This window comes from Corynebacterium sp. HMSC035E02 (assembly GCF_001836065.1).
Lineage (GTDB): Bacteria > Actinomycetota > Actinomycetes > Mycobacteriales > Mycobacteriaceae > Corynebacterium > Corynebacterium hiratae.
In genome coordinates this window covers 46,756-72,099 of record NZ_KV827293.1, presented here as the reverse complement: position 1 = coordinate 72,099, position 25,344 = coordinate 46,756, and the positions used below count along the sequence as shown (strand labels likewise).

Below are 25,344 nucleotides of genomic sequence, written 5' to 3'. Positions count from 1 at the left end.
TTTACTTCTCCTTGTTCTCGTCGTCCTCGTCGACAACCTCGGCGTCGACGACGTTCGGGTCACCAGCGGTCTCGCCAGCAGCGGCACCCTCGGCGCCTGCCTCAGCAGCCTGTGCCTCGTACAGGGCCTTGCCCAGCTCCTGGGACTCGGTGCCGAGCTTCTCGACGGCCGACTTAATCGCCTCGATGTCATCGCCCTTGAGCGCCTCATCGACGGCATCGGCAGCCTCGGTCACGCGGTTCTTCAGATCCTCCGGCAGCTTGTCGGAGTTCTCATCCATGAACTTGCGGGTCTGGTAGGAAGTGGACTCCGCCTGGTTGCGGGTCTCCTGCTCCTCGCGGCGCTTCTTGTCCTCCTCGGCGTGTGCCTCGGCATCCTTGACCATGCGGTCAATCTCTTCCTGGGACAGGCCGGAACCATCCTGAATCTTGATGGTGTTTTCCTTGCCGGTGGCCTTGTCCTTAGCGGAAACGGAGACGATACCGTTGGCGTCGATGTCGAAGGTGACCTCAATCTGCGGTACACCGCGCGGTGCCGGGGCAATGCCGCCGAGCTCGAAGGAGCCGAGCAGCTTGTTGGCGGAAGCCATCTCGCGCTCGCCCTGGTAGACCTGAATCTGCACGGAAGGCTGGTTGTCATCAGCCGTGGTGAAGGTCTCGGACTTCTTGGTCGGGATGGTGGTGTTGCGCTCGATGAGCTTGGTCATCACGCCACCCTTGGTCTCGATGCCGAGGGAGAGCGGGGTGACGTCGAGAAGCAGCACGTCCTTGACCTCACCGCGCAGCACGCCAGCCTGGAGAGCAGCGCCGACTGCCACGACCTCATCCGGGTTAACGCCCTTGTTCGGGTCCTTGCCGGTCATCTCCTTGACCAGGTCGGACACGGCCGGCATACGGGTGGAACCACCGACGAGAACCACGTGGTCAACCTGGGAGAGGGACAGGCCAGCGTCCTTGATGACCTGGTTGAACGGCTCCTTGGTGCGGTCCAGCAGGTCCTGGGTGATCTTCTGGAACTCGGTGCGGGACAGGGTCTCATCCAGGAAGAGCGGGTTCTTCTCCGCGTCCACCGTGATGTACGGCAGGTTGATGTTGGCGGACTGGGAGGAGGACAGCTCAATCTTGGCCTTCTCAGCTGCCTCACGCAGGCGCTGGACGGCGCGCTTATCCTTGGTCAGGTCAACGCCCTGGGAAGCCTTGAACTTATCCACGAGCCAGTCGACGATGCGCTGGTCCCAGTCGTCACCACCGAGCTGGTTGTCACCAGCGGTAGCCATAACCTCGACCACACCGTCGCCGATCTCCAGCAGGGAGACGTCGAAGGTACCGCCACCGAGGTCGAAGACCAGGATGGTCTGCTCCTGCTCGCCCTTCTCCAGGCCGTAGGCCAGTGCAGCGGCGGTCGGCTCGTTAACGATGCGCAGGACGTTGAGGCCTGCAATCTGACCGGCCTCCTTGGTGGCCTGGCGCTGGGAGTCCTCGAAGTAAGCCGGGACGGTAATAACGGCGTCGGTAACGTCCTCACCCAGGTAAGCCTCGGCGTCGCGCTTCAGCTTCATGAGCGTGCGGGCCGAAATCTCCTGCGGGGTGTACTTCTTGTCATCGATGTCGATGGTCCAGTCAGTGCCGATGTGGCGCTTGACGGAGCGGATGGTGCGGTCAACGTTGGTGACCGCCTGGTTCTTCGCGGACTGGCCGACGAGGATTTCGCCGTTCTTAGCGAAAGCCACGACGGACGGGGTGGTGCGGGATCCCTCCGAGTTAGCGATAACGGTGGCCTCGCCACCTTCCAGTACGGATACGACCGAGTTGGTGGTACCGAGGTCAATTCCTACTGCGCGTCCCATGATGTTTCTCCTTGCTAGTTGGGGTTTGTTTTTAAGTTGATAGTGCGCGACTCAACTTCCGCCGCGTTCAGGGTTGAACTCTAACAGAAGCGGCACCCATTGTCATCCAAACCTGAGCGCCGGTCACTCAACCTACACAACGCGGGCAAACCCAAAGTTGTTCCCGATCCACTCAACTTTTTTTAATTACCGCCCACACGCTGGGAAAACAAAACCGGTTTGGCGGAAACTCACCCCACAGGGACGATTGCTGGCTCACCGTCCACATCTACAACGCGGACTGTCAGCCCATAGAGTTCCTCAATAAGGGCAGGGGTAATGACGTCGCGCGGCACGCCCGCGTCCCACACCTTTCCATCTTTCATCGCCACGACGCGATCCGCATAGCGCAATACATGCGCCAAGTCATGAATGACCGCAATGAGGGTTTTGTTTCCTGCCAGCTGTCGCATCAGCCGCATGAAGGAATGCTGGTATCCGATGTCAAGAGCGCTCGTTGGCTCATCCAAGAAGAGCACAGGCGTTTCCTGGGCGAGGGCCATAGCCAGCCAAGCACGCTGACGCTGACCACCAGACAACGCCGCTACCTCGGCCGTCTCCAGTTCTTCAAGGCCTACCTTTGCTAGCGCGCGACTAACAGCACGCTCGTCCTCCTGACTCCTCCACCCCATAAATCCTTGGTGGGCGAAGCGCCCGCGCGCGACCAGTTCCCTGACATTGATCCCTTCGGGAGCTATGGATTGCTGCGACATCACGGCGACGCGCCGAGCGTAGCTTCGCCGAGAGAATGCGGCTGCATCTTGTTCGCCAATGCGCACCGCGCCCGCGTTCGGTGTTTCCAACCGCGCCAACACCTTGACCAAAGTGGATTTTCCACAACCATTGGGACCGATAATGGCAGTGAATTTCCCGGCCGGAAAAGACACATCCACCGAGTCGAGAATTAGCGGGGCAGTCCTCCCGTAGGACATGCTCACCCCCTCAGCCCGCACGCTCGGCGCACCGTCACATACTTTTTGCTGGTTCACTTTACTGACCTTTCATTCCGGCAGCTCGGGATTGCCACAGCAGCAGACCCGCCAGATAGATGCCACCGGCGCACACCGTAATAAGACCGGCAGGCAGAGTAATTGGGAAAAACAGTCGCTGCCCTGCTAAGTCGGCAGCGAGCAAGAAAAGAGCACCGAGGACTCCAGAGAGCAACACCGGTGTCCTGTCTGGACGCGAGAGCAACCGAGCCATATGCGGGGCCGCGAGGGCGATAAATGAGATTGGACCCGCTATCGCCGTCGATACAGCGACAAGAACTGTGCCAACCAGAACCATCACCACACGTGCACGACTCACGTTCAACCCCAACGCACTCGCCGCGCTATCCCCCAGGGCAAGCGCGTCGCACCAGCCACGCAGCAGCAACCCAGCGACGCACGCCGCGCCTCCCAGCACCCCCAATGGAATAACTCGTGCCCAGGACACAGCATTCAATGTTCCAGCAGCCCAAGTCGCCGCGCCTAAGGATTGCTCCAACTCACCGCTAAGAATCAACCACTTGTTTATTGCTGAAAGAAAGAACGTCACTCCAATCCCCACCACAATCAGTCTTGCTCCCGTAAGCCTTCCTGCAAATGAAAGCCCCATGATGAGTAACGCAGTGAGAGCCCCACCCACCAATGCGCCTAGCGCAATGTTGAACGCGGAGCTAAAGCCCGCCAAGGAAACCGCGATGACACCGGTATAGGCACCGGTATTAAACCCGATGATGTCGGGCGACCCCAGAGGATTGTGAGTAAGGATCTGAAAGATGGCGCCCGCTATGCCCAAACACATTCCTACGACAATCGCAGCAACCACCCGCGGAGCACGCCATTGCCACACGACGGTGGCCGCAAAGTCAGTGCTATTGGGATTCGTAGCCACGGACCACAACGCTGCGCTTTCTTGCCCGGCACCAGGCGAGAAGAGCGAATAGGCAGCAATAGCCAGCGCGACGATCACAATGCCCGTAAAGGACAAAACACTTCTCACGCTCACAATCACAGCCTCCTTCCAGCGCGATGGGACAGCGCAATCAATACTGGGGCACCAATGAGCGACACCGTGACGCCAGCCGGCAACTCAGCAGCAGTGAGGTAGCGCCCCACAATATCGGCTCCCAACAAAAACAAAGGCCCCACCACGGCAGCGGCGACAAGCTGTGCCCGTTCTTCATATATCCCGCACAGCCTGACAACATGCGGGATGACTAATCCGACAAATACAATCACCCCCGCCGCTGCGGTAGCGGTAGCAGCCAACACTGTTACCGCCGCGACAAGTCCCAAACGAGTCAGTTTGAGGTTGATACCGAGACCCGCCGCAACGTCATCCCCCAGAGCAAGGGGCGGCAAATGGCGCGCAAAGGCAATCAGCAGCACCACACCAACTGCTAACCCGCCGGCTGTAATCGCCACCGGTGTCCACGAGGCCACGTCAACAGAGCCCGTCACCCACGCGCGGATACGTGCAAAAGAGTGCGGATCTACCAGGATGAGAGCGGAGGAAAGCCCTTCACATACCGCCCCGATGGCTACACCTGCAAGAATCAGTCTCAGCGGATCAACATCGCCAGCTCTGCCACGCCCTACCGCGGTGACCAGCAGCATGGTCACTGCCGCACCGATGATGGCTGCGAGCGAAAAAGCAAAAGGTGATTGCCACCCCCACCAGCCCAGAGCAATGGCCGCGGCCAAGCTGGCGCCTACGTTAATCCCGAAAACTCCGGTATCTGCCAAAGGGTTGCGCGTCATAATCTGCAGAACTGCACCAGCGAGAGCCAAAGCACAGCCCGCACAAACGGCCACGAGAGTACGGGGAAGCCGCCTCTCCCACACGATCGAGGAAGCTATACCAGGCTGACCTCGAAGGGCGGCCAACACGTCACTGAAAGGAATGCTGCGCGCCCCCAACGCCAGCGACAGCCCCACGCCGATACAGAGAATGGCAAGGCCAGCAACTACTACCCGACCAAGACGCCGAGTATTTCCCTTTCCGGTGTGCACCCCCTGCTCAATCACCAACACCACCCAAACACCTTCATACGCTCACGTTTCCTTAGCTTGACCTAATTTAGGTTAGGCTACCTTTTATGACTACTCGAAAGAAAATCGCGTCTCACATCCCACTCCTCCGCCTTACCGCTGTTGGCCTTACCGCAGCGCTAGCTCTCACCGGTTGCGCCAGCCTCGAAAACGCCGATTCAAACACCGGCGGGTCCAGCTCATCCTCTCCAGCAGAGAAGGAAACAGGAAAATCCAACTCCGCCGCAGGAAATGACTCCGTGGCAACTGGTGGCGAGGGCTTTGCTGGAGCCAGAGAGAAGACCCAATCCTTTGGCAGCGATGCAGCTCCCGGCCAGTTCCCCCGCACCGTCACACATGCCCGTGGTACGACCGAGCTCAAAGAGAAGCCTCAACGAGTAGTCGTTCTCGAAAGCGGCGAGCTCGACTCCGTCCTTGCCCTTGGCATGAAGCCAGTCGGCATGACCACGTCTAAGGGTCAGAACCCCGTCCCCGATTACATGGCCGACAAAGCAAGTGACATCGAAACGGTAGGCACGATCAACGAAGTCAATATGGAAAAGATCGCCTCACTACAACCGGACCTCATCATCGGCTCGCAGCTGCGCATGGATAAGTATTATGACCAATTCAGCTCCATCGCGCCTACCGTTTTCTCGATTCGCCCTGGGTACACTTGGAAAGAAAACTTCCACCTGATCGGTGAAGCCCTCGGCGAGGAAGAGCGCACCGAACAAGTCATGGCCGACTACGACAAGAAGATCGAAGAAGTAAAGAAGGTCATTAAGGACGGGCCAGCTAGCGAAGACACCACCGTCACCATTCTGCGCTTCATGCCGGGCAAAGTACGCCTCTACGGGCGCCTTTCACTCATTGGAACGGTGCTTGATGACGCCGGCCTCGCCCGCCCCGCCAACCAGGACATCGAAGAGCTCGCTGCAGAAATCTCACCGGAGAACATTGACCAAGCGGACGCCGACTACATCTTCTACTGCAGCTACGGAGATCCCTCCGCCACCGGCCAAGACACCGCCATTTCCACTGCGGCGTTCCAGCAGCTTCCAGCGGTTAAAGACGGCCATGCTATCGAGGTCAGCGACGATACGTGGGCACTCGGCCTAGGTCCAATGGGCGCACAGAAGATCGCGACAGATCTCACGGAGTATCTCAGTCACTAACACGGGGGTAGCAACCTCCCCTCAAAACAACACCTGTGGGATTGACTCACCCCAACATAAGGGGCTAGCTTTCATATAAGCGAGATGGGTTACATGTCTGCACCCACTGTGTGGCGGACCATGTTAAAGGCGCCTATTTTTCGCTGGCCCGGCCAAGCCACCGCTTGGCCGTTTCCCCACGCAAGAAGGGTGGTCACATATGAATGCTTACTTCATTAGACAGCGTCGTTCTTCCGACCGGCCTCCAGTTGTGCACGCCAACGTTAAGTAAGCCCTCTTATCACACAAACTGGACAGGCTAATCAGCGCCGCACAGAGCTTGAGCAACTGCTGGACTCGATAGTTTGTGTTCTTTCCGCATTCCATAAGGCTGTACCAGTGTGCCTTGAGACCCATAAAGGTTGTAATCCATGACTAACGATGCTCATACCCCCGTGCCCGAATCCACCGACATCGACGCCGCGCTGATCGACGCCGCCGCGGCCCAAGCCCACTCCTGGCTCGCCTCCACTGCCGACGAACAGGATCCGGCCACAGAACAGCTCGCTGACTTATTGCGCAACCCGGACGGAGTGGCCTTCACCATGGACTTCGTCGACCGCGTCATGCGCCCCGAAGATGACAAGGTAGCCGCCCACGCACTGAAGTCCGTCACCACCACCTACGATGCTTCCTTCCTCGGCCTCATCAACGGATCGCTGGTGGGCCTGGGTGGCTTCTTCGGCCCGATCCTGCCCAACCTGGTCATGCCGCTGGCCCGCATGCGCATGCGCCAGATGGTCGGCCACCTGGTCCTCGACGCTGAGAGCGATGCCCTGAACAAGACCCTGGACAAGGCCGCCGAGTCCGGCGAGCAACTCAACCTCAACCTCCTCGGCGAGGCCGTGCTGGGTGATGCGGAAGCGCGCTCCCGCGCTGAGCGCACCCTCAAGCTCATCAAGAACCCGCGCGTGACCTACGTGTCCGTCAAGGCTTCCTCCATGGTGGCCCAGCTCAACCCCTGGGATATCGAGGGTTCCTTGGTCCGCCTCAAGGAGCGCCTGCGCCCGCTGTACGAGGCCGCCGCGCGCCGCCCGGACAAGGTCTTCATCAACCTGGATATGGAGGAATACCACGACCTCCACCTCACCGTGCGCCTGTTCACCGAGCTGCTCAGCGAGCCGGAGTTCATCAACCTCGAGGCCGGCATCGTGCTGCAGGCCTACCTGCCGGATACCTTCGACGCTCTGACGCACCTCGCCGAGTTCGCTAAGCAGCGCGTGGCCGAGGGCGGCTCCCACATCAAGATTCGCATCGTCAAGGGCGCAAACCTTTCCATGGAGCACGTCCAGGGCGAGATCCACGGCTGGCCGGCAGCGCCCTATGCCACCAAGGATGAGGTGGACGCCAACTACTACCGCCTGCTCGACTACATCCTGCGCCCCGAGTTCGCCGATTGCGTGCGCATCGGCGTGGCCACCCACAACCTCTACACCGCGGCGTTTGCCTACAAGCTGGGCACCAAGCGCGGCGTGATGCGCATGATGGATTCCGAGATGCTCCAAGGCATGTCCCCGGCCCAGCAGACCGCGGTCCGCGAGGCCTTCGAGGGCCGCCAGATCCTCTACACCCCGGTGGTGCACATGGAGGACTTCGACGTCGCCGTCTCCTACCTGGTGCGCCGCTTGGAGGAGAACTCCGCTCCGCAGAACTTCCTCTACGCCCTCTTCGCCCCGGAGGAGCAGGCGCTGAAGGACCAGGAGGAGGTCTTCCGCGAGGCCGTCGCGCAGCGCTGGGATACCTTCGCCGGCCCGCGCCGCACCCAGAACCGTCTGGAGGAAGCCACGCACGCAGCCGGCCGCCAGGCTCCGCGCACCGGACGTTTTGCCAACGAACCGGATACCGACCCGGCCCTGGAGCCCAACCGCGAGTGGGCCATCCAGGCTCTGGGCACCGACCCCGGCGCGCATGGCGTGGAGCAGGTGACGGACACCAACGACGTCGACAAGCACGTGGCCCGCGCCGCCGAGCTCGGCGCCGAGTGGGGCTCCCGTCCTGCCGAGGACCGCGCCCGCGCGCTCGAGGCCGTGGCCGATGAGCTGGCCAACCGCCGCGGCGAGTTCATCTCCGTGGCCGCCTACGAGGCCAATAAGACGGTGACCCAGACCGACCCGGAAATCTCCGAGGCCATCGACTTCTGCACCTACTACGCGCAGTCCGCGCGCCTGCTGGAGAACTACGCCGCCGAGTTCACGCCCTACCGCGTGACCGTGGTGACCCCGCCGTGGAACTTCCCGGTGGCCATCCCCACCGGCGGCATCGCGGCCGCTCTGGCCGCGGGTTCCGCCGTCATCATCAAGCCTGCGCCGCAGGTCGTGCACTGTGCGAAGCTTGTCGTGGACGCCTTCCGCGCCGGCCTCGAGGCACAGGGCCTCGACCCGGATCTGGTCCAGCTCGTCTTCACCGACGAGGGCGACGCCGGCCGCGCTCTGGTCTCCCACGCCGACGTCGACGCCGTCATCCTCACGGGCGCTTCCGATACCGGCAAGCTCTTCCGCTCCTGGAAGCCGGAGCTCAACATCATGGCGGAGACCTCCGGCAAGAACGCGCTCATCATCACTCCGTCCGCGGACCCGGACCTGGCCATTCAGGACCTCTACCTCTCTGCCTTCGGCCACTCTGGTCAGAAGTGCTCGGCCTCCTCCCTGGTTATCTTTGTCGGCGCGGCCGGCGAGTCGCAACGCCTGCGCTCCCAGCTTGTCGACGCCGTCAAGACCCTCATCCCCGGCCCCGGCTACGACATCACGACGACGATGAATGGCCTGGCCGAAGCCCCGGGTGAGAAGCTGCTGCGCGGCCTGACCCAGCTGGAGCCGGGTGAAAAGTGGCTGGTGAAGCCGAAGAAGCTCAACGAGGAAGGCACCCTGTGGTCGCCGGGTATTCGCGATAACGTGCGCCCGGGTTCCTGGTTCCACGTCAACGAGTGCTTCGGCCCGGTGCTTGGCATCATGCACGCGGAGACCCTGGAGGAGGCCATCGAGTGGCAGAACTCCACCGGCTATGGCCTCACCGGCGGCATCCACACGCTGGATAACGATGAGATCGATTACTGGCTCGAGCGCGTCGAGGTGGGCAACGCCTACGTCAACCGCGGTATTACCGGCGCGATTGTGCAACGCCAGTCCTTCGGCGGCTGGAAGCAGTCCGTCATGGGCCCGGGTGCCAAGGCCGGCGGCCCGAACTATGTCGCACAGTTCGGCACCTGGTCCGAGGGCCCGCTGCGCCCCTTCGACGTGGATATTTCGCAGCCGGTGGCGGCCCAGCTGCGTGCCTTCGGTGACCTCGATCTCTCGGAGGAGGACACCGCCTGGCTGTGGCGCGCAGCAGAGCTCGACGAGCTGGCCTGGCAGCAGGAGTTCGGCCGCAAGCACGACCGCTCCGGCCTGGTCTGCGAGGCCAACGTCTTCCGCTACCGCCCGGTGCTGACCCCGCTGCAGGTGCGCATTGCCTCCGACGCCGCGCTTCGCGACGTCTCCCGCCTCGCCCTCGCCGCCACCCGCACCGACTCCCCGGTGCGCTTCAGCGCCGCCCCGGAGAAGGCTGCGGAGCTGCGTGGACTGGGCTTTAAGGTCGACGCCGTGGAGGCAGAAACCTTTGCCCGCGAGGTCGCTCGCCTGGAATCGGGCCGCGTGCGCGTCGTTGGCTCCGTGGAGCCGGGCCTCTTTGAGGCGGCGGTGGAATCCAACTCCGTGGTCTTGGATCAGCCCGTGTTGGCCGATGGCCGCCGCGAGCTTCTGCCCTTCCTCCTTGAGCAGGCAGTCTCGGTGACGATGCACCGCTTCGGCATCATTCGCCAGGTAAGCAGCATCCGCGCATAGCTCGTTTCCTGCGCTCATATGAGAAGATAGAGCGCATGAGTCAAAACACCGGTGATGCCACCGCTTCGGACGCCCAGCACACTGAGGCCTCCGACGCGGTGGCGAAGCCCATCAATGAAGAAGCCACCCTCCACCCCTCAGAGACCGACGACAAGTCCCGTGTCCTCGGCCGCGATGCCATTTCTCTGGCGAAGATCTGCCTGATCTTCATCATCGTGGTCGCAGGCGTCGGCCTGGCCGGCTACCTGCTGAAGTTCATCTGGGTAGGCCTGCTGCCGGTCATCTTGGCCATTTTGGTGTGCACGGTGCTCTTCCCCGTGACCAACTGGTTGCGTGCGCACAAATTCCCCCGCGCGCTGGCCGCCATCACCACGCTGCTGGGCTTTTTGGCCATCATCGGCGGTGTCTTCGCAGCGATGGCCCCGGTGGTCTCCTCTCAGGGTGCGTCCCTGGTCAGCCAAGCTGAGGGCGGCTTGAACAAGCTCGTCGATATGGCCAAGGACCTGCCCATTGAGATTGATGCAGCGAAGGTCCAGGAAGTGTTGGATGACGCCATGGCTTTCCTCAAGGGCCAAGCTTCCAACATCGCCACCGGGGTGATTTCCGGTGTATCGATGGCCAGCTCCATCGCCATGGCGCTCGCCATCATGCTCTTCGTCGCCTTCTTCATCCTCAAGGACGGCGATAAGTTCCTGCCGTGGCTGCGCACCTACTCCGGCTACTCCGCGGGCTGGCACGCCACTGAGCTGCTGACTCGCGTGTGGAATACGCTGTCCGGCTTCATTCAGGCACAAGCAGCCGTCGCGGCTGTCGACGGCCTCCTCATCGGCCTCGGCCTCTGGGTCCTCCAGGTTCCGCTGGCTCTCGTCATCGGCGTGGTGACCTTCTTCGCCAGCTTCATCCCAGTCATCGGTGCGGTCACTGCGGGTGCTTTGGCCGTCATCATCGCGCTGGTTTCAGATGGCCTCACCAAGGCCCTCTTGGCACTTGCCCTCATCATCATTGTCCAGCAGGTGGAGGGCAACGTGCTCCAGCCGATGCTGCAGTCCAAGGCCATGGGACTGCACGCAGCAATGGTGCTGCTCTCCGTGACCGTGGGTTCCGCCCTGGCGGGCATCATCGGCGCTTTCCTGGCCGTCCCGGTGGCGGCCACCATTGCCGTGGTTTTCCGCTATCACCAGGAGATGGCCAGCCTGCGCGCCGGCGAGATCGAAGCCAAGAACATCAAGATTTCTACGTCAGAGGGCCACGACACCGTCATGGAGCTCTACGAGAAGCTGGAAGCCAGCAGCGCCCGCTAGCCAAAGCTGCAGCGCAGCTTTCATGGCTCTCCCTGGCCGTATAACTGCCCTATCTGCCAAAACCAGTGCTCCCGCTTCAATGGCGGGGCATAACTTTGGCGGCTAGGGCAGTTGTCGTATGTAGGGCCTAGTCTGCGGTTACCGTGCCAAAAGCGACGGCCAGCTCCTCCGCGGCGCGATCGAGCACCGAAGCCCACGAGCCGTAGGATTCCTCATTCGCGGTATCCGATACCTGCTTGAGCAACGTGCACGGCACACCGAACTTTCGGCACACCGCGGCGATGGCGTAGCCCTCCATATCGCACAGCGCGGAATCTTGGGCAAGGCGCGTGCGGGTAGGGGTGTCCGAGATGAAGGAATCGCCCGTCGCCAGAGTCTCAGTGGGCAGCTTTCCGGAGGTCTCTAATTCAATGACCTCGGGGAGGAGATAACGGGAGACGTCGCTGAGCACCTCCAGGTGGAAGTCGTGCTTGCGAACGTGGGAGATCTCGAAGACGCCAGCGAGATCGTCGCGAAGCGCGCCCGCAGTACCGATATTGATGACGCGCTCCGGCAGCTGCTGCGCTGAGGCCAAAACCGCCGTCAGCTCGATGGCGGCGGGCACCGTGCCAATACCTGTGATGAGCAGCGGCGCTCCTTCCGGCACATGCGTGGCTTCAGCGTCCACGGCGGCGACGAACAAGGTACGACCAGAAAGATTCTCCATGCCTGCGAGACTACCCGCTGGCCCGAGGAATGCTCTCCACGTCTCTGTTCTGAGCGTTGCGGCCACTTGTAGGGTCTGGAACCACACCGAGACCTCAGAAAGGAGAACACCATGTTCACCCCACGAGTATTCGCCGCAGCGGCACTGCTCTGCTTCCCCCTTATCGCGTGCAGCACCCCTGAAGAAGCCCAGGCCAGCCCCGTAGTCTGCGAGGCAGGAAACGCCCAGGCGGCTTTCAACGACAACATCGCCCAGATTCCGCAGTGGACTGGCCACAACTGGGCACTGGTTGATTCCTCCCACTTCGACCCGTGCGCGGAGCTGAGCTGGCAGACCATTTCCATTAAGGGAGGCACTGCCTCCTCGCCGCACCACATCATGCTCTTCCACTACGGCCAGTACCTCGGCACCGCCACCGCTGAGCCTTATGGTTTCTTCCCCAGCGTGGAGCGGATCAATGGCAACGAGATTTCCGTGACCTACCACTGGCCACAAGAAGGCGATGCCAATGCCGCACCGACGGGCGAGACACACGCTGGCTTCCGTTGGGACGAGGCCCAGCAGAAAGTCATCATGAGCGGCGATGTTCCGCCGATGGGCTAGATAAGATAGAGCCAGTCGTGCGCCTTATATGAGGCGCACAATTTAAGGAAGGAACATCAATGCTTAGGTCCGCCGTCGCCCTCCTGGGCGCTGCCGTTATCTGCTTCCCGCTGGCCGCCTGTTCCCAGGACAACGCGGCGCAGGATTCTGCGGACTCGCCGATGTTCAATTCCGTGCAGAACAGCGCGGCGGACAACACTTCGGAAAGCGCAGAGGGCGCCGAAGGCCCCGCTTCATCGGCCGCGGGTGCCTCGCCGACGTTGCCCGCCGAGTCCCCTACAGACGATGCGGAATCCTGCCAGGATATCGACGCCCACGCGGCCTATGAATCAGGCATTGGCACGGTTCCACCGTGGAATGACAACAACTGGACGCTGGTGGATTTCTCGCAGTTCGATCCCTGCGCGGAGCTGAGCTGGCAGACCATCAGCATCGAGCGCGGAACGTCCTCCTCGCCGTACCACATCATGCTCTTCCACAAGGGCGAGTACCTGGGCACCGCCACCGCCGAGCCCTATGGTTTCTTCCCCACCGTCGAGCAGGTCAGCGGCAACGAAATCGCCGTGACCTACCACTGGCCGCGCGAGGGCGAATCCAATGCGGGGCACACCGGCGAAACGCATGCCGGCTTCCGTTGGGACGACGGCCAGCAGAAGGTCATCATGTCTGGCGACGTCCCGCCGACAAGCTAGCGCGGCGGTTCGCAACCGTTAGCGCAGACGCTGGCCCACGAAGCCAGCGGCCAGCGTGTTGCCGCTCGACTGATCGATGAGCAGGAAATTGCCCACCGCGCCGCGGGCGGCGTAGTCCTCCACGGGAAGCTCCGCTTGTGTTTGGACGGTGATGTAGGCGATGTCATTGAGCGCCGCGGACTCCGGAGCCTCGACATCGGCCACGCCATCCAAATCCAGCACCCGATCGACCGAGGCCACGCGGGCCTTGACCAGCGCGGCACCATAACGCAGCTTCACCATCTGGCCCGCGCGCAGCTCCTTGTCCGTGAGGACCACCGCGGTGGCGCCGAATTCGCGTACCTCCTCCGGGCGCTGCGAACCGGCGATGAGGTCACCGCGGGCCAGGTCGATCTCGTCGGCCAGCCGCAGAACCACGGAATCGCCGGCGCGCGCGGCCTCATCCGAGCCAAGCGGACCATCGGTGGTATCGATCGCGGTGACCGTCGAGGTGCGCCCGCCCGGCAGCGTCACCTCATCCCCCACCGCCACGTGCCCGGCCTTCACGCGCCCGGCATAGCCGCGGTAGTCAGAGGCATGCTCGCGGATGACGTACTGGATAGGGAAACGCAAGTCCAAGTCGTCGGCGCGACCGGTGGCCACGGGGACGGTCTCCAGCGTGTCGAGGACCGTCGGGCCCTCGTACCAGTCCATGTTGGTGGAGCGTTCCACCACGTTATCGCCCTTGAGCGCAGAAATCGGGATGACCACCGAATCCGTAATGCCCAGGCGCGCGGCGACCTCGTTGAACTCCGCCTCAATCGCGCGGAACGTGGCCTCGTCGAAGTCCACCAGGTCGATCTTGTTCACTCCCAGGATGACGTGGCGCACGCCCAAGAGTGCTGCCACGTTGAGGTGGCGGCGGGTTTGTTCGACGACGCCATTGCGGGCGTCGACAAGCAGCACCACCACCTGGGACGTGGACATGCCGGTCACCGTATTGCGCGTGTACTGCACGTGCCCCGGGGTATCGGCGAGGATGAAAGTGCGCTTGTCGGTGGCGAAGTAACGGTAGGCCACGTCGATGGTGATGCCCTGCTCGCGTTCGGCACGGAGGCCGTCGACAAGCAGAGACAGGTCCATGCCGTCGAAACCGCGGTCGGCAGAGGAGCGCTCCATGGATTCCACCTGGTCCGCGAGCACGGACTTGGTGTCATAGAGCAGGCGGCCCACGAAGGTGGACTTGCCGTCATCGACGGAACCGGCGGTGCACAGGCGCAGGGTATCGCGCTGCTTGAGCGCGCCGACATTCGGCGCAAGGGTGGTGGTCGTCATCAGAAGTAGCCTTCCTTCTTGCGGTCCTCCATGGCGGACTCGGACAATTTGTCATCGGCGCGGGTGGCACCGCGCTCGGACAGGGTGGAAATGGAGATTTCCGCGAGCACCTCATCAGGCGAGGCGGCGGTGGATTCCACGGCACCGGTGCAGGACATATCGCCCACGGTGCGGTAGCGCACGGTGCGAGTCTCCAGCGGCTCATCCTCGCGCGGGCCGCCCCATTCGCCCGGGGTCAGCCACATGCCGTTGCGGTTAAATACCTCGCGCTGGTGCGAATAGTAGATGGAGGGAAGCTGCAGGTTGCGCGCGCCGATGTATTCCCAAATATCGGACTCAGTCCAGTTAGAAATGGGGAAGACGCGAACGTTTTCGCCGGCCATCTTGCCGCCGTTGTAGAGGTCCCACAGCTCCGGGCGCTGGCGGCGCGGGTCCCAGCCGCCGAAGGAATCGCGGATGGAGAAGATGCGCTCCTTGGCGCGGGCGCGTTCCTCGTCGCGACGCGCGCCGCCCAGGACGGCGTCGTAACCGCGCTCGGCGATGGTCTCCACCAGCGGCACGGACTGCAGCGGGTTGCGGGTACCGTCGGGGCGCTCTTGGAGGTCGCCGCGGTCGATCCAATCCTGGACGTGGGCGACGTGCAGGCGCGCGCCGGTCTCGGCGACGAGTTGATCGCGGAAGTCGATGACCTCGGGGAAGTTGTGGCCGGTATCCACGTGGATGAGCTCGAAGGGCACGGTAGCGGGCGCAAAGGCGCGGCGGGCGAGCTCGAAGACGACGACGGAGTCCTTGCCGCCGGAAAAGAGCAGGCCTACCTTGTCGAATTGCCCGGCGACTTCGCGCAGGATGTGGAGGGATTCGTTCTCTAAATCTTTAAGGTGTGGTGAAAGAGTCATTATTCGTGTAACCCGCATTCTGTCTTGCCGTCAGCGAAAATACGCCCGGAGCGCGCATCCTCACCCTCGCCTACCGGGAAGGTCAACGGCGCGCAGCCGATGGAGCGGTAACCCTGCAGGGTGAGGGGGTGGATGATGAGATCGTGAGCCTTGATATAAGCGTCGGTGTCGTCGAGGTCCCAGGTAATAATCGGGGAAATCTTCAGCCGGCCCGTGCGGTCCAGGCTCAGTGCCGGGGCACTCGCGCGGTGCTCGGAATCAGCACGGCGCAGGCCGGTAACCCACCCGACGTACGGGTCCATGGCCATGTTGAGCGGCTCCACCTTGCGCATGCGGTTATACGCCGCAACGTCGCGCGCATACAGGCGCGGGCCATAAATCTTGTCCTGCTCCTCGGGGCTCAGCAGCGGGCGCACGGTCACCAGCGGCAGATCCGCATAGCGCTTGGCGACGTCCCCCGCTACCTCCAACGTCTCCGGAAAGTGCCAGCCGGTATCGATAAAGAGCAGGTCGGCGTCGAGGTGCGCTTGGTGCGCAAGCTCGGCCAGCACGGTGTTTTCCATGGACATCGTGACGGCGAGGCGGCCGGGTGCGTGCTCGGCGGCCCAGGCGGTAATCGTGTCGGCGGAGGCATCGTGGAGCTTATCGGCCCACTCGTCGACGAGTTCCTGGTTGCGCTGGGCCACGGCAGGTTCCAGCGGCGCGGTGTCGCGGGTGCCTTCGGGGCTAATGCTGGGGTCGCGGTAGTCGCCGCGGTCCAGCAGGTTGATCGGTTCGGTCATGACTCCTCACATTAAAGGGAGCTGGGCGTGCGTGCAGCCCCACAGAGGGGTGCGAGGGCTGTGAGCTTGGGTACTAGGAAGAATAAAAATTAGCCAGAATGAACCGAGCGGACTAGATTTACAGACTAGACAGTCTACTTCTAACGAACTGAAGGGGTTCTCATGCAGCGTGTTGCCATCGTCGGGGACGGCCCCGCAGCGCTCTCCACCGCCGAACGGCTCATCAGGGCCGGGCTGTGCGTGGACCTCTACTGCGAGCGCCCCGCGCCGTTTGGTTTGCTGCGCCGTTTCGCGGGACTGTCCGGCGCGGAATCCGCCGCCTCGCCGTGCCCGAAGGGGACAACGCCGCGCCTGCGGCTCATCGGCAACGTGAGCGTGGGCTCTGGCCCGGACGCGGACATCAACCACACGGACCTCAACCAGCTCTCCGCCTCCGGCGACCGCCACCTAGTTTTGCTGGAGCTCATGGCCCGCGGCGTGGCCATCACCACGTGGGAAGGCCTCTGCCAGCTCACCGACGACGTCGAGGATTGGGCCGCCGTCACGGCACAGGCGCAGCGCGCGCCGGTCTGCTTCTAGCGCGCGGGCGCGCGAGCGCGCGAGCTAGTCGCTCGCGCAGCCATAAGGGAAGCCTGCTGCCGATACCCACGCTAGACGCGCTCGCGTCTAGCGGGATAGACTTGCGCGGTCAATGCTCTCCAGCGGCCCGGCGCGGCCGCCAACACGCACGAAACGCTGGCACATGGAACTCGTTCGCATCCTTTTATCCCGCTCCAAGCCGTACACCGGCTACGTCATCGCGGTGCTGCTCCTCCAGGCGCTATCCACCGCGGCAACGCTTTACCTGCCTTCGCTCAACGCGAAGATCATCGACCGGGGCGTGGCCCAAGTAGACATCGACTACATCTGGCGCACCGGCGGCATCATGCTCATCGTGGCCTTCGTCCAAGTCCTCACCGCCATCGCCGCCATCTGGTTCGGCTCCCGCACCGCCATGGGCCTCGGCCGCGACCTGCGCTCCGACATCTTCCGCCGCGTCACCCGCTATTCCGCCGAGGACATGAGCAACTTCGGCACCGCCACCCTCATCACCCGCGGCACCAACGACGTCCAGCAGATCCAGATGGTCTACATGATGATGCTCAACTTCATGGTCACCGCGCCGATCATGTCCATCGGCGGCGTCATCATGGCCATCCGCGAAGACGCCGGGATGTCCTGGCTCGTCGCGGTTTCCGTCATCGTGCTGCTGGCCGCCATCTCCCTCATCATCGTCCGGCTCATGCCGCTCTTCCGCGCCTGGCAAGGCAAGCTCGACGTCATGAACGGCACCCTGCGCGAACAAATCGCCGGCATCCGCGTCGTCCGCGCCTTCACCCGCGAGGAGCACGAATCCGAGCGCTTCCGCACCGCCAACCGCGACCTGACCAATCTCTCCCTCAAGGTCGGCCAGCTGTTCATCCTCATGTTCCCCATCATCACCGTCATTCTCAACGTGGCCACCGGCGCGGTTCTCTGGTTCGGCGGCCACCGCGTGGACGAAGGCCTCGTGGAGGTCGGCTCACTGACCGCCTTCCTGCAGTACCTTCTGCAGATCCTCGCCGCGGTCATGATGGGCACCTTCATGGCGATGATCCTCCCACGCGCCGTCATCTGTGCGCGCCGCATCACCGACGTCCTCGAGCACGAGCCCTCCATCACCGAGCCGACCCACCCCCGCACCCCGGAGCGCTCCGCGGGCGTCGTCGAGTTCGACGACGTCACCTTCCAGTACGCCGGCGCCGAAGCGCCCGTGCTTCACGACGTCTCCTTCACCGCCACCCCCGGCACCACCACCGCGCTCATCGGCGCGACCGGTTCCGGCAAGACCACCGCGCTCTCCCTCATCCCGCGCCTCTACCTCCCGACGAAGGGACGCGTGCTTCTCGACGGCACCGATATCGCCGACATGGCGCGGAAGGACGTCGTCAAGCGTGTAGGACTCGTCCCGCAGAAGCCCTACCTGTTTAGCGGCACCGTGGCCTCCAACCTGCGCCTGGGTGCGCCGGAGGCCACCGACGAAGAGCTGTGGAACGCACTGCGCGTGGCGCAAGCTGACTTCGTTGAGGACCTCGACATGCACATCGCGCAGGGCGGCACCAACGTCTCGGGTGGTCAGCGCCAGCGCCTGTCCATCGCGCGCATGCTCGTCGCCCGCCCGTTGGTGTATCTCTTTGATGATTCCTTCTCCGCACTCGACGTGCTGACGGATGCCGCCGTGCGCTCCGGAATGCGCGAGTACACCGCGGAGGCGACGACCATCATCGTGGCGCAGCGCGTGAGCTCGATTGTGGATGCCGACCAGATTGTGGTCATGGACGCTGGGCGCGTCGTGGCCCGCGGCACGCACGAGGAGTTGCTCGAGTCCTCCGAGACGTACCGCGAGATTGTGGAATCCCAGAAGACCTCGGAGGTGGCATAAATGGCTGAGCAGGACAACGCTACGTTGAGTGAAGACACCACAATCGAGGAAAAGACCGGCGAGAACGCCCCGCGCAAGGCCAAGAATTTCTGGCCGTCTGCCAAGCGCCTCTTTGGTCTGCTCGCGCCGTTTAAGGTGCAGCTTTTTGCGATTGCGGCGATGAACATCATCTGCGTGTTCCTCGCCGTGGCCGCGCCGAAGGTGATGGGCAAGGCCACCGACGTCATCTTCTCCGGAGTCATCTCCCGCCAGCTGCCGGCTGGGGTGACCAAGGAGCAGGCCATCGCGGCGCTGCGCGCGGGCGGGCAGGATAAATTCGCCGACATGGCTTCCGCCATGGACTTGAACCCTGGCTTCGGCATCGACTTCTCCACGTTGGGCACGATTATCGGCATCGTAATTGCGATGTACGTGGTGTCTTCGCTCTTCCAGTGGTGGCAGGGCTACTTGCTCAACTCCATGGTCATGAAGATCGTCTTCGACCTGCGCGAGAGCATCGAGGCCAAGCTCAATGCGCTGCCGCTGAACTACTTCGATACGCAGTCGCGCGGCGACCTCCTCTCGCGCACCACCAACGACGCCGACAACATCCAGTCCGCCCTGCAGCAGGCCATTTCGCAGCTGTTCTACAACCTGCTCATGGTCATCGGGATCACGGTCATGATGTTCACCGTGTCCTGGCAGCTGGCCCTCGTCGCGCTGCTGGCGCTGCCGCTGACGGCGGTGGTCATCGCGGTGATTGGCTCGCGCGCGCAGAAGCAATTCAAGGCGCAGTGGAAGGCCACCGGTGACCTCAACGGGCAGGTGGAGGAAGCCTTCTCGGGCCACGACCTGGCGACCGTCTTCGGGCGCATCGATTCCATGACGGAGGACTTTGATAAGCGCAACGAGGAGCTGTTCCGTTCCGCCTCGCTGGCGCAGTTCCTGGCTGGAATGATGATGCCGATCATGCAGTTCATCTCCTACCTGTCCTACGTGGTCATCGCGGTGCTGGGTGCGTTGAAGGTGGCCTCCGGCTCGCTGACGTTGGGCGGCGCGCAGGCCTTCATCCAGTACTCGCGCGAATTCAACCAGCCGCTGGGCCAGCTCGGCGGCATGATGCAGCAGGTGCAGTCGGGCGTGGCCTCGGCAGAGCGCGTCTTTGAGTTCCTCGACGCCGAGGAAGAACCCGCCGAGGAATCCACCTCCCGCTTGGGTGGGCGCGCGAAGGGGCTCGTGGAGTTCGACGACGTCGACTTCTCCTATGACCCCGACAAGCCGCTCATCCAGGACCTCAACCTGCGCGTGGAGCCCGGCCAGACCGCGGCCATCGTCGGCCCCACGGGCGCTGGCAAGACCACGCTGGTCAACCTCATCATGCGTTTCTACGACATCGATTCGGGCAGCATCCGCCTCGATGGCGTCGACACCGCGCAGATCTCACGCCGCGAACTGCGCTCCCAGGTAGGTATGGTGCTGCAGGACGCCATGGTCTTCGACGGCACCATCATGGACAACATTCGCTACGGCCGCCTCGACGCCACCGACGAAGAGGTCATCGCTGCGGCGAAGGCCACCTACGTCGACCGCTTCGTCCATTCCCTCCCCGAGGGCTATGACACCAAGATTGACCAGGATGGCGGCGCGATTTCCGCCGGCGAGCGCCAGCTCATCACCATCGCGCGCGCCTTCCTCGCGCAGCCGGCGCTGCTCATCCTCGATGAAGCCACCTCGTCAGTGGATACCCGCACCGAGGTGCTCGTTCAGCAGGCCATGAATGCGCTGCGCGCGGACCGCACGTCCTTCATCATCGCGCACCGCCTGTCCACGATTCGCGACGCCGACCTCATCATCGTCATGGAAGAGGGCCGCATCGTCGAACAAGGCACCCACGCCGAGCTTCTCGACGCCCACGGCGCCTACTGGCGCCTCCACCAGTCCCAGTTCCGCGAGGACTAACGCTAGTCGACCGTCACGGACATTATCGGGGCCGAGAACGTGTCACCCGTGAGGTTTGCTAACTCGAGGGTGACGTCGGTGAGGGAGAGGTGTTCCATGAGGGCGTCGGGAAGCTCGGCGTCTGGGACAGGATTCGGCTGGGGTATACCGAGCTGGTCGAGGACGGCATTAATGTCACCGCCGGTGAGGTCTGCCGTGACGGGCACGGTGCGCGCGCCTTCGACGGTGGGCGTGGCGGTCAGCGAGGTCGCCACGATGCGCGCGGGCTCCACCGTCGTTATGGCCCCGCCGGTGGTGAGCAGCCCATCACCGGCGTTGCCCGGCAGCGTGATGGCAAGGTTGCGCACGGCAAGGCGCTCGCCGGTGAGCTCGATAACGCGCACCTCGCCGTCGCGGGTGGGCATCGTACCCAATGTGGCTTTCACGTTCCCCATCAGAGTCACCTCGTCCGCTCGCACGGTGGAAAAATAAGGCTGCGCTGGGGCAACCTGCGCCCCGACTGGTCCCGCGCTGCTCACCAGGATCTGCGCGCTGAGCACGGCTACCCCGACCTTCACGCGCGCCGGTCGGGCAGCTTCGCGCCTCGAAGCGTTAACCATCGCTGGGCTCCCAGGCCAAGGTCAGCGCGCCGCCGATGATGCCGAGTAGCGAACCGATGAGAAAGCCTCCCAAGTTGGAGGTGGGAAGCGCGATGACCGCCACGATGATGCCCAGTACCCCCAGATACGTCGCAGTGGTGGGACGGAACCACGCGCCAAGGCCAAACATGACCAGCAACGCCCCGATAAGCAGGGTGGACACACCCGACACGGTAGAAATCATGACGAGCAGGTCCGAGATCTGCACCGTGAAGTAGGCCGGCATAGCGATGACGATGCCCGAAAGAATGAGCAGCAGCCCCGGAATAAACGGCCGCCCGGCGCGCCACGTCTTAAACCGCCCCCACGCCCCGCCTGTGGCTGCCGCGGGAGCTACAGCCTGGTCAACATCGAGAGAATCCGGCGCTTCTGCTCCATGCAGTGCTGCGTCGGAATCCCTAGCGTGATCAGCAGACATTGCCGCGGCCCCGCTCCACAGATACGCCCACATTCTTTGCGGATAGCGTCTTCGCGCCTATGGAGGTGGCGCGCACGTCGTCGGCAGTCAGCGAAACCTGCTTGGCATAGAGGCCCCACGTTCCCGGGTCGGCGGACTGGGACAGCTGGCTGGCGTCGATGCCCACGTTCGCGTCCTGCATGACCAGCGAGCCCTCGATATTCGACGCACCAACGAGGAGACCAGTGGCCTCCACACTGTTATCGCCCTTCGCCTTGAGCGCGAGCGTGGACTCCCCCACCGCAGGCAGGTCAGTGGTGACATAAAGACACAAATCCGAGGCCACGGCGTGTTCCATCTTCAGCCGCGCGGTGGGAACATCCTCCTCGCCCTTCTTGTCGCTATCCACAAACAAGGAAAAGCCATCGCCTTCCAAGTGACGAATGTTGACGTTGAAGAACGTACCCGAGAGCGCCAGATTCGCCGTCAGACCGCCCTGCGCAACCGCAACTCCGGCCACTCCGAATGCTGCGAAGCCCGCAACGAGGCCCACCGCGGCCTTCGGAACATTGATTCTGCCCACAACGCCTCCTGAATTCTTAGCCCTCAAGATGATAGCTGAATGCTGACTCACTGATTTGGGGCCGGGGGATTTAAGGTAGGAGGCACGCACAGCAGCAATTAAAGGAGCGCGCATGTTCGGCTGGGTTGCCATCGCCGCATCGATCCCGGTGTGGCTGTACTTTTTCTACCGCCTCACGGCGCTGTTTCGGTTCATCCGCTCCGGCGGGCCCACGCAGCTGAACCGTACCGACCGGCCCCTGGCGCGCCTTGGCCGCGTGCTCATCGAAGTCTTCGGCCATACCCACTTCAAAGGCCGGCCGCTGGTCAACGCCGCGCACTGGCTCGTCATGGTGGGCTTCCTCTTCGGCGCCATCGTGTGGTTCGAGGCCTATATCCAAACCTTCGCGCCCGATAAGGGCTGGCCGTGGCTCAGCGACTGGCCGGTGTACCACTTCATCGAAGAGGTCCTCGCCATCGGCACCGTGCTCGGCATCTGCTTCCTCATTGGCGTGCGCCTGAAGCTCGGCCACACCGATCGCGGCAGCCGCTTTTACAACTCACAAGTCTTCCCCGCACGCCTGGTGGAGGCCATCGTCTTCCTCGAAGGCCTCGGTATGCTCGCCGTCAAGGCCGCCGCCATCGCCACCTACGGCGGTGGGTCGCCGTGGGCTGATTTCTTGACGATGCATGTGGCGGGGATGATGCAGGCGTCGCCAAGCATGGTGCAATTCTTTGCCCTGGTGAAGCTGCTGACGGGCCTGGTGTTCATCGCGTGCATCGCCCACTACTTCCAATGGGGCGTGATGTGGCACCGCTTCCTGGCGTTCTTCAACATCTTCTTCCAACGCAACGCGGACGGTGAGAAGGCGCTCGGCGCGCTACCCACGCCGGACTTGGAGGACCTCGAGCCGGGGAGCTGGAAAATGCTTCTCGACGCCTCCTCCTGCACCGAATGCGGCCGCTGCCAAGACCTGTGCCCCGCGTGGAACACCGAGAAGCCGCTGAGCCCGAAGAAGCTCATGATGGACCTGCGCCAGGGCGCGCTGGATAATTACAACCCGCATGAGGGGCTCAACGTGCTGGCGATGGCGGGCACGATTGATGATGACGTCCTGTGGTCCTGCACCAACTGCGGTGCTTGCGTTGACCAGTGCCCGGTGGATATCGAACACATCGACCACGTGGCGGACCTGCGTCGCTTCAAGGTGCTGGCGGAGTCCGACTTCCCGTCGGAGCTGACCGGGCTGTTTAAGAACATGGAGACGAAGGGCAACCCGTGGGGGCGCAACGCTTCGGAGCGCCGCGCGTGGATCGATGAGGCGCGTTCCGACGGCATCGAGGTGCCGATCATCGGCGAGGACGCTGCGGATTTTTCGGACCTGGAGTACCTGTTCTGGGTCGGTTGCGCGGGTGCCTACGACGACAAGGGCCGCGCCACAACGCGCGCGGTGGTGGACATGCTGCACACTGCGGGCGTGAAGTTCGGTGTGTTGGCTACGGGCGAGACCTGTACCGGTGACCCGGCGCGCCGTGCCGGCAATGAGTTCCTGTTCCAGGTGATGGCGGAGCAGAACGTTGCCACGCTTAACGACGCCTTCGCCGGCGTCCCCAAAGGCCAACGCAAAATCATCACGACGTGCCCGCACTGCTTCAACACGATTCGCAACGAGTACCCGGACTTCGACGGCCATTTCGATGTGCTGCACCACACGCAGCTGCTCAACCGTTTGGTGCGGGAGAAGCTGCTCGTGCCCGTGCCACGGTCGCCGGAGAACCGCCGACCCGTTACGTATCACGACCCGTGCTTCCTGGGCCGCCACAACAAGGTCTTCGACCCGCCGCGTGAACTCGTCGAGGCGACCGGCGCAACGCTGGCGGAGATGGACCACAACCGCGACGAGGCCTTCTGCTGCGGTGCCGGTGGCGCGCGCATGTTCATGGAAGAAAACCAGGGCAAGCGAGTTAACGAGTTCCGCTCGGAGCAGGCCGTGGCGACCGGTGCCGAGCAGATTGCGACGGGCTGCCCGTTCTGCAATGTCATGCTGACGGGTGGCGTGAAGTCCATCGCGCCGCAGACACAGGTCAGCGATGTGGCGCTCATGCTTCGCGACGCCATTGCCCCCTCCGGCGACCTTCCCGCCCCGCGCGAGAAGGCCTTCCTCGACACTCCCCGCCGCCTGCCCGTGGAAGATTCCACCGCGCCTTCCCCGGAAACACTCGCTGCGGAATCTGCCCCAACAAGCTCTCCGCAGGCCCCCACCGCTGCACCAAGTACGTCTGCGGCGCCGACACCTCCGACTGCCCCCAGCGCGCCCGCAGCTCCGTCTGCGCCGAGCGCACCGCAAGCGCCCGCCGCGCCCAGCGCACCACAGGCAATGCCAACGCCTCCTGCCGCGCCGAGCGCACCTACGGCGCCATCCGCTGCACCGCAGGCACCATCAACGCCGGCTGCCCCCAGCGCGCCGAACACGCCTGCAGCACCCTCGACTCCATCTGCGCCACAAGCGCCCTCTGCTCCCAGTGCACCACAGAGTCCATCTGCTCCAACGGTGCCCAGTGCACCGCAGGCACCAGCTGCGCCGCATGTCGCAGGAGCTCCAACCGCTCCTACAGCGCCGAGTGCTCCCAAAGCACCTACGGCACCGTCCGCGCCAGACGCACCCGCAGCTCCATCTGCACACACTCCGGCACCGAACGCAGCCTCTGTACCGCAGGCACCAGCCGCGCCCCAGGCGCCCGGTGCACCATCGTCGCCAAACGCTGCAGCTGTACCGACTGCACCGGCGGCACCCAAGGCTGCAACAACGCCAAGCGCTCCCGGTGCACCGGCGGCCCCAGCGTCAAACGTTCTCGGTGCTCCCGCTGCACCAAACGCACCGCAAGCGCCCGCAGCACCAAGCGTTCCCGCCGCCCCGAGCACGCCAACGACGCCTCAGGCACCAGCCGCCCCTTCAGCACCGCCTACGCCCAGCGCTCCAGCGGCGCCGAGTGCGCCAAACACGGGGTCCGTACCGCAGGCCCCGTCCGCGCCAACTACCCCGCCGAAGGCTCCGGGGGCGTCGGAAAGCGAGGACTAGTGCGACGTCCGCCACACCACCGCCGCGCAGGGTAGGCG

The 25,344-nt window shown here is 63.4% G+C and carries 20 protein-coding genes; 9 read left to right on the top strand and 11 right to left on the bottom strand.

The genetic code is table 11. From position 1 onward, the window contains the following. Position 1 precedes the first annotated feature (1 nt). The 4 genes from dnaK to HMPREF2635_RS01215 form a co-directional block, all read right to left on the bottom strand. Entirely contained in the window at positions 2-1,846 is a 1,845-nt protein-coding gene (gene dnaK / locus HMPREF2635_RS01230) for a molecular chaperone DnaK (protein WP_070682354.1), read from the bottom strand. A gap of 230 nt (positions 1,847-2,076) precedes the next feature. Beyond that, positions 2,077-2,874: an ABC transporter ATP-binding protein gene (locus HMPREF2635_RS01225; RefSeq protein ID WP_046647139.1), complete on the bottom strand. Its 798-nt coding sequence runs from the start codon at positions 2,872-2,874 to the stop codon at positions 2,077-2,079. Position 2,875: 1 nt separating this feature from the next. Further along, complete coding sequence (locus HMPREF2635_RS01220; protein WP_232745432.1) at positions 2,876-3,883, bottom strand: FecCD family ABC transporter permease; 1,008 nt, start codon at positions 3,881-3,883, stop codon at positions 2,876-2,878. Continuing rightward, positions 3,880-4,809 carry a FecCD family ABC transporter permease gene (locus HMPREF2635_RS01215; protein ID WP_232745446.1) on the bottom strand — a complete coding sequence of 310 codons (930 nt, stop codon included), beginning with the start codon at positions 4,807-4,809 and terminating at the stop codon, positions 3,880-3,882. Before HMPREF2635_RS01215 ends, HMPREF2635_RS01220 begins: the two co-directional genes overlap by 4 nt. A 161-nt stretch (positions 4,810-4,970) precedes the next feature. Here HMPREF2635_RS01215 and HMPREF2635_RS01210 point away from each other — a divergent pair, with 161 nt between their 5' ends. From HMPREF2635_RS01210 to HMPREF2635_RS01200, 3 genes are all read left to right on the top strand, one after another. After that, on the top strand, positions 4,971-6,080 hold the full coding sequence (locus HMPREF2635_RS01210) for an ABC transporter substrate-binding protein (RefSeq protein ID WP_046647137.1): 1,110 nt from the start codon (positions 4,971-4,973) through the stop codon (positions 6,078-6,080). Between the two features lie 410 nt (positions 6,081-6,490). Next, a complete protein-coding gene (locus HMPREF2635_RS01205; RefSeq protein WP_070517692.1) occupies positions 6,491-9,937 on the top strand; it encodes a bifunctional proline dehydrogenase/L-glutamate gamma-semialdehyde dehydrogenase in 3,447 nt (1,148 codons plus the stop codon). A 35-nt stretch (positions 9,938-9,972) separates the two neighbouring features. Then, on the top strand, positions 9,973-11,238 hold the full coding sequence (locus tag HMPREF2635_RS01200) for an AI-2E family transporter (RefSeq protein WP_246824818.1): 1,266 nt from the start codon (positions 9,973-9,975) through the stop codon (positions 11,236-11,238). A gap of 127 nt (positions 11,239-11,365) precedes the next feature. Here the strand turns inward: HMPREF2635_RS01200 and HMPREF2635_RS01195 are convergent, their stop codons facing one another. Further along, on the bottom strand, positions 11,366-11,944 hold the full coding sequence (locus HMPREF2635_RS01195) for a nucleosidase (protein ID WP_046647134.1): 579 nt from the start codon (positions 11,942-11,944) through the stop codon (positions 11,366-11,368). A gap of 111 nt (positions 11,945-12,055) precedes the next feature. Here HMPREF2635_RS01195 and HMPREF2635_RS01190 point away from each other — a divergent pair, with 111 nt between their 5' ends. Together HMPREF2635_RS01190 and HMPREF2635_RS01185 are read left to right on the top strand one after the other, a co-directional pair. After that, a complete protein-coding gene (locus HMPREF2635_RS01190) occupies positions 12,056-12,547 on the top strand; it encodes an LppP/LprE family lipoprotein (protein ID WP_070821131.1) in 492 nt (163 codons plus the stop codon). 59 nt (positions 12,548-12,606) lie between these two features. Continuing rightward, a complete protein-coding gene (locus HMPREF2635_RS01185; RefSeq protein ID WP_070821130.1) occupies positions 12,607-13,239 on the top strand; it encodes an LppP/LprE family lipoprotein in 633 nt (210 codons plus the stop codon). 18 nt (positions 13,240-13,257) lie between these two features. Here HMPREF2635_RS01185 and HMPREF2635_RS01180 read toward each other — a convergent pair whose 3' ends face one another. From HMPREF2635_RS01180 to HMPREF2635_RS01170, 3 genes are read right to left on the bottom strand one after another with little or no spacing between them, the layout of a single operon-like run. Next, positions 13,258-14,553 (bottom strand): sulfate adenylyltransferase subunit 1, encoded by a 1,296-nt coding sequence (locus tag HMPREF2635_RS01180; RefSeq protein ID WP_070821129.1) that lies wholly within the window; start codon positions 14,551-14,553, stop codon positions 13,258-13,260. After that, positions 14,553-15,449 (bottom strand): sulfate adenylyltransferase subunit CysD, encoded by an 897-nt coding sequence (gene cysD / locus HMPREF2635_RS01175; protein ID WP_010188641.1) that lies wholly within the window; start codon positions 15,447-15,449, stop codon positions 14,553-14,555. The genes HMPREF2635_RS01180 and cysD overlap by 1 nt, the downstream gene beginning before the upstream one ends. Further along, positions 15,449-16,231 (bottom strand): phosphoadenylyl-sulfate reductase, encoded by a 783-nt coding sequence (locus HMPREF2635_RS01170; protein ID WP_070821128.1) that lies wholly within the window; start codon positions 16,229-16,231, stop codon positions 15,449-15,451. The genes cysD and HMPREF2635_RS01170 overlap by 1 nt, the downstream gene beginning before the upstream one ends. Positions 16,232-16,393: 162 nt before the next feature. On the opposite strand from HMPREF2635_RS01170, the gene HMPREF2635_RS01165 reads away from it, so the two are divergent. The 3 genes from HMPREF2635_RS01165 to HMPREF2635_RS01155 all read left to right on the top strand — a co-directional run bounded on the left by HMPREF2635_RS01165 (position 16,394) and on the right by HMPREF2635_RS01155 (position 20,630). Beyond that, complete coding sequence (locus tag HMPREF2635_RS01165; RefSeq protein ID WP_046647128.1) at positions 16,394-16,810, top strand: methylenetetrahydrofolate--tRNA-(uracil-5-)-methyltransferase; 417 nt, start codon at positions 16,394-16,396, stop codon at positions 16,808-16,810. A gap of 163 nt (positions 16,811-16,973) precedes the next feature. Further along, positions 16,974-18,692, top strand: a complete 1,719-nt coding sequence (locus HMPREF2635_RS01160; protein WP_070821127.1) for an ABC transporter ATP-binding protein — start codon at positions 16,974-16,976, stop codon at positions 18,690-18,692. After that, complete coding sequence (locus HMPREF2635_RS01155) at positions 18,693-20,630, top strand: ABC transporter ATP-binding protein (RefSeq protein WP_070821126.1); 1,938 nt, start codon at positions 18,693-18,695, stop codon at positions 20,628-20,630. Positions 20,631-20,632: 2 nt separating this feature from the next. Here the strand turns inward: HMPREF2635_RS01155 and HMPREF2635_RS01150 are convergent, their stop codons facing one another. From HMPREF2635_RS01150 to HMPREF2635_RS01140, 3 genes are read right to left on the bottom strand one after another with little or no spacing between them, the layout of a single operon-like run. Then, the gene (locus HMPREF2635_RS01150; protein WP_070682342.1) at positions 20,633-21,229 is read right to left on the bottom strand and encodes a hypothetical protein; all 597 of its coding nucleotides are present in this window, start codon (positions 21,227-21,229) and stop codon (positions 20,633-20,635) included. Further along, positions 21,222-21,686 carry a DUF6114 domain-containing protein gene (locus HMPREF2635_RS01145; RefSeq protein WP_232745439.1) on the bottom strand — a complete coding sequence of 155 codons (465 nt, stop codon included), beginning with the start codon at positions 21,684-21,686 and terminating at the stop codon, positions 21,222-21,224. Before HMPREF2635_RS01145 ends, HMPREF2635_RS01150 begins: the two co-directional genes overlap by 8 nt. After that, entirely contained in the window at positions 21,676-22,248 is a 573-nt protein-coding gene (locus tag HMPREF2635_RS01140) for a DUF6230 family protein (RefSeq protein WP_049154769.1), read from the bottom strand. The genes HMPREF2635_RS01145 and HMPREF2635_RS01140 overlap by 11 nt, the downstream gene beginning before the upstream one ends. A gap of 112 nt (positions 22,249-22,360) precedes the next feature. Between HMPREF2635_RS01140 and HMPREF2635_RS01135 the strand changes: the two genes are divergently transcribed. Further along, positions 22,361-25,306 (top strand): (Fe-S)-binding protein, encoded by a 2,946-nt coding sequence (locus HMPREF2635_RS01135; RefSeq protein ID WP_070821125.1) that lies wholly within the window; start codon positions 22,361-22,363, stop codon positions 25,304-25,306. Positions 25,307-25,344 lie beyond the last annotated feature (38 nt).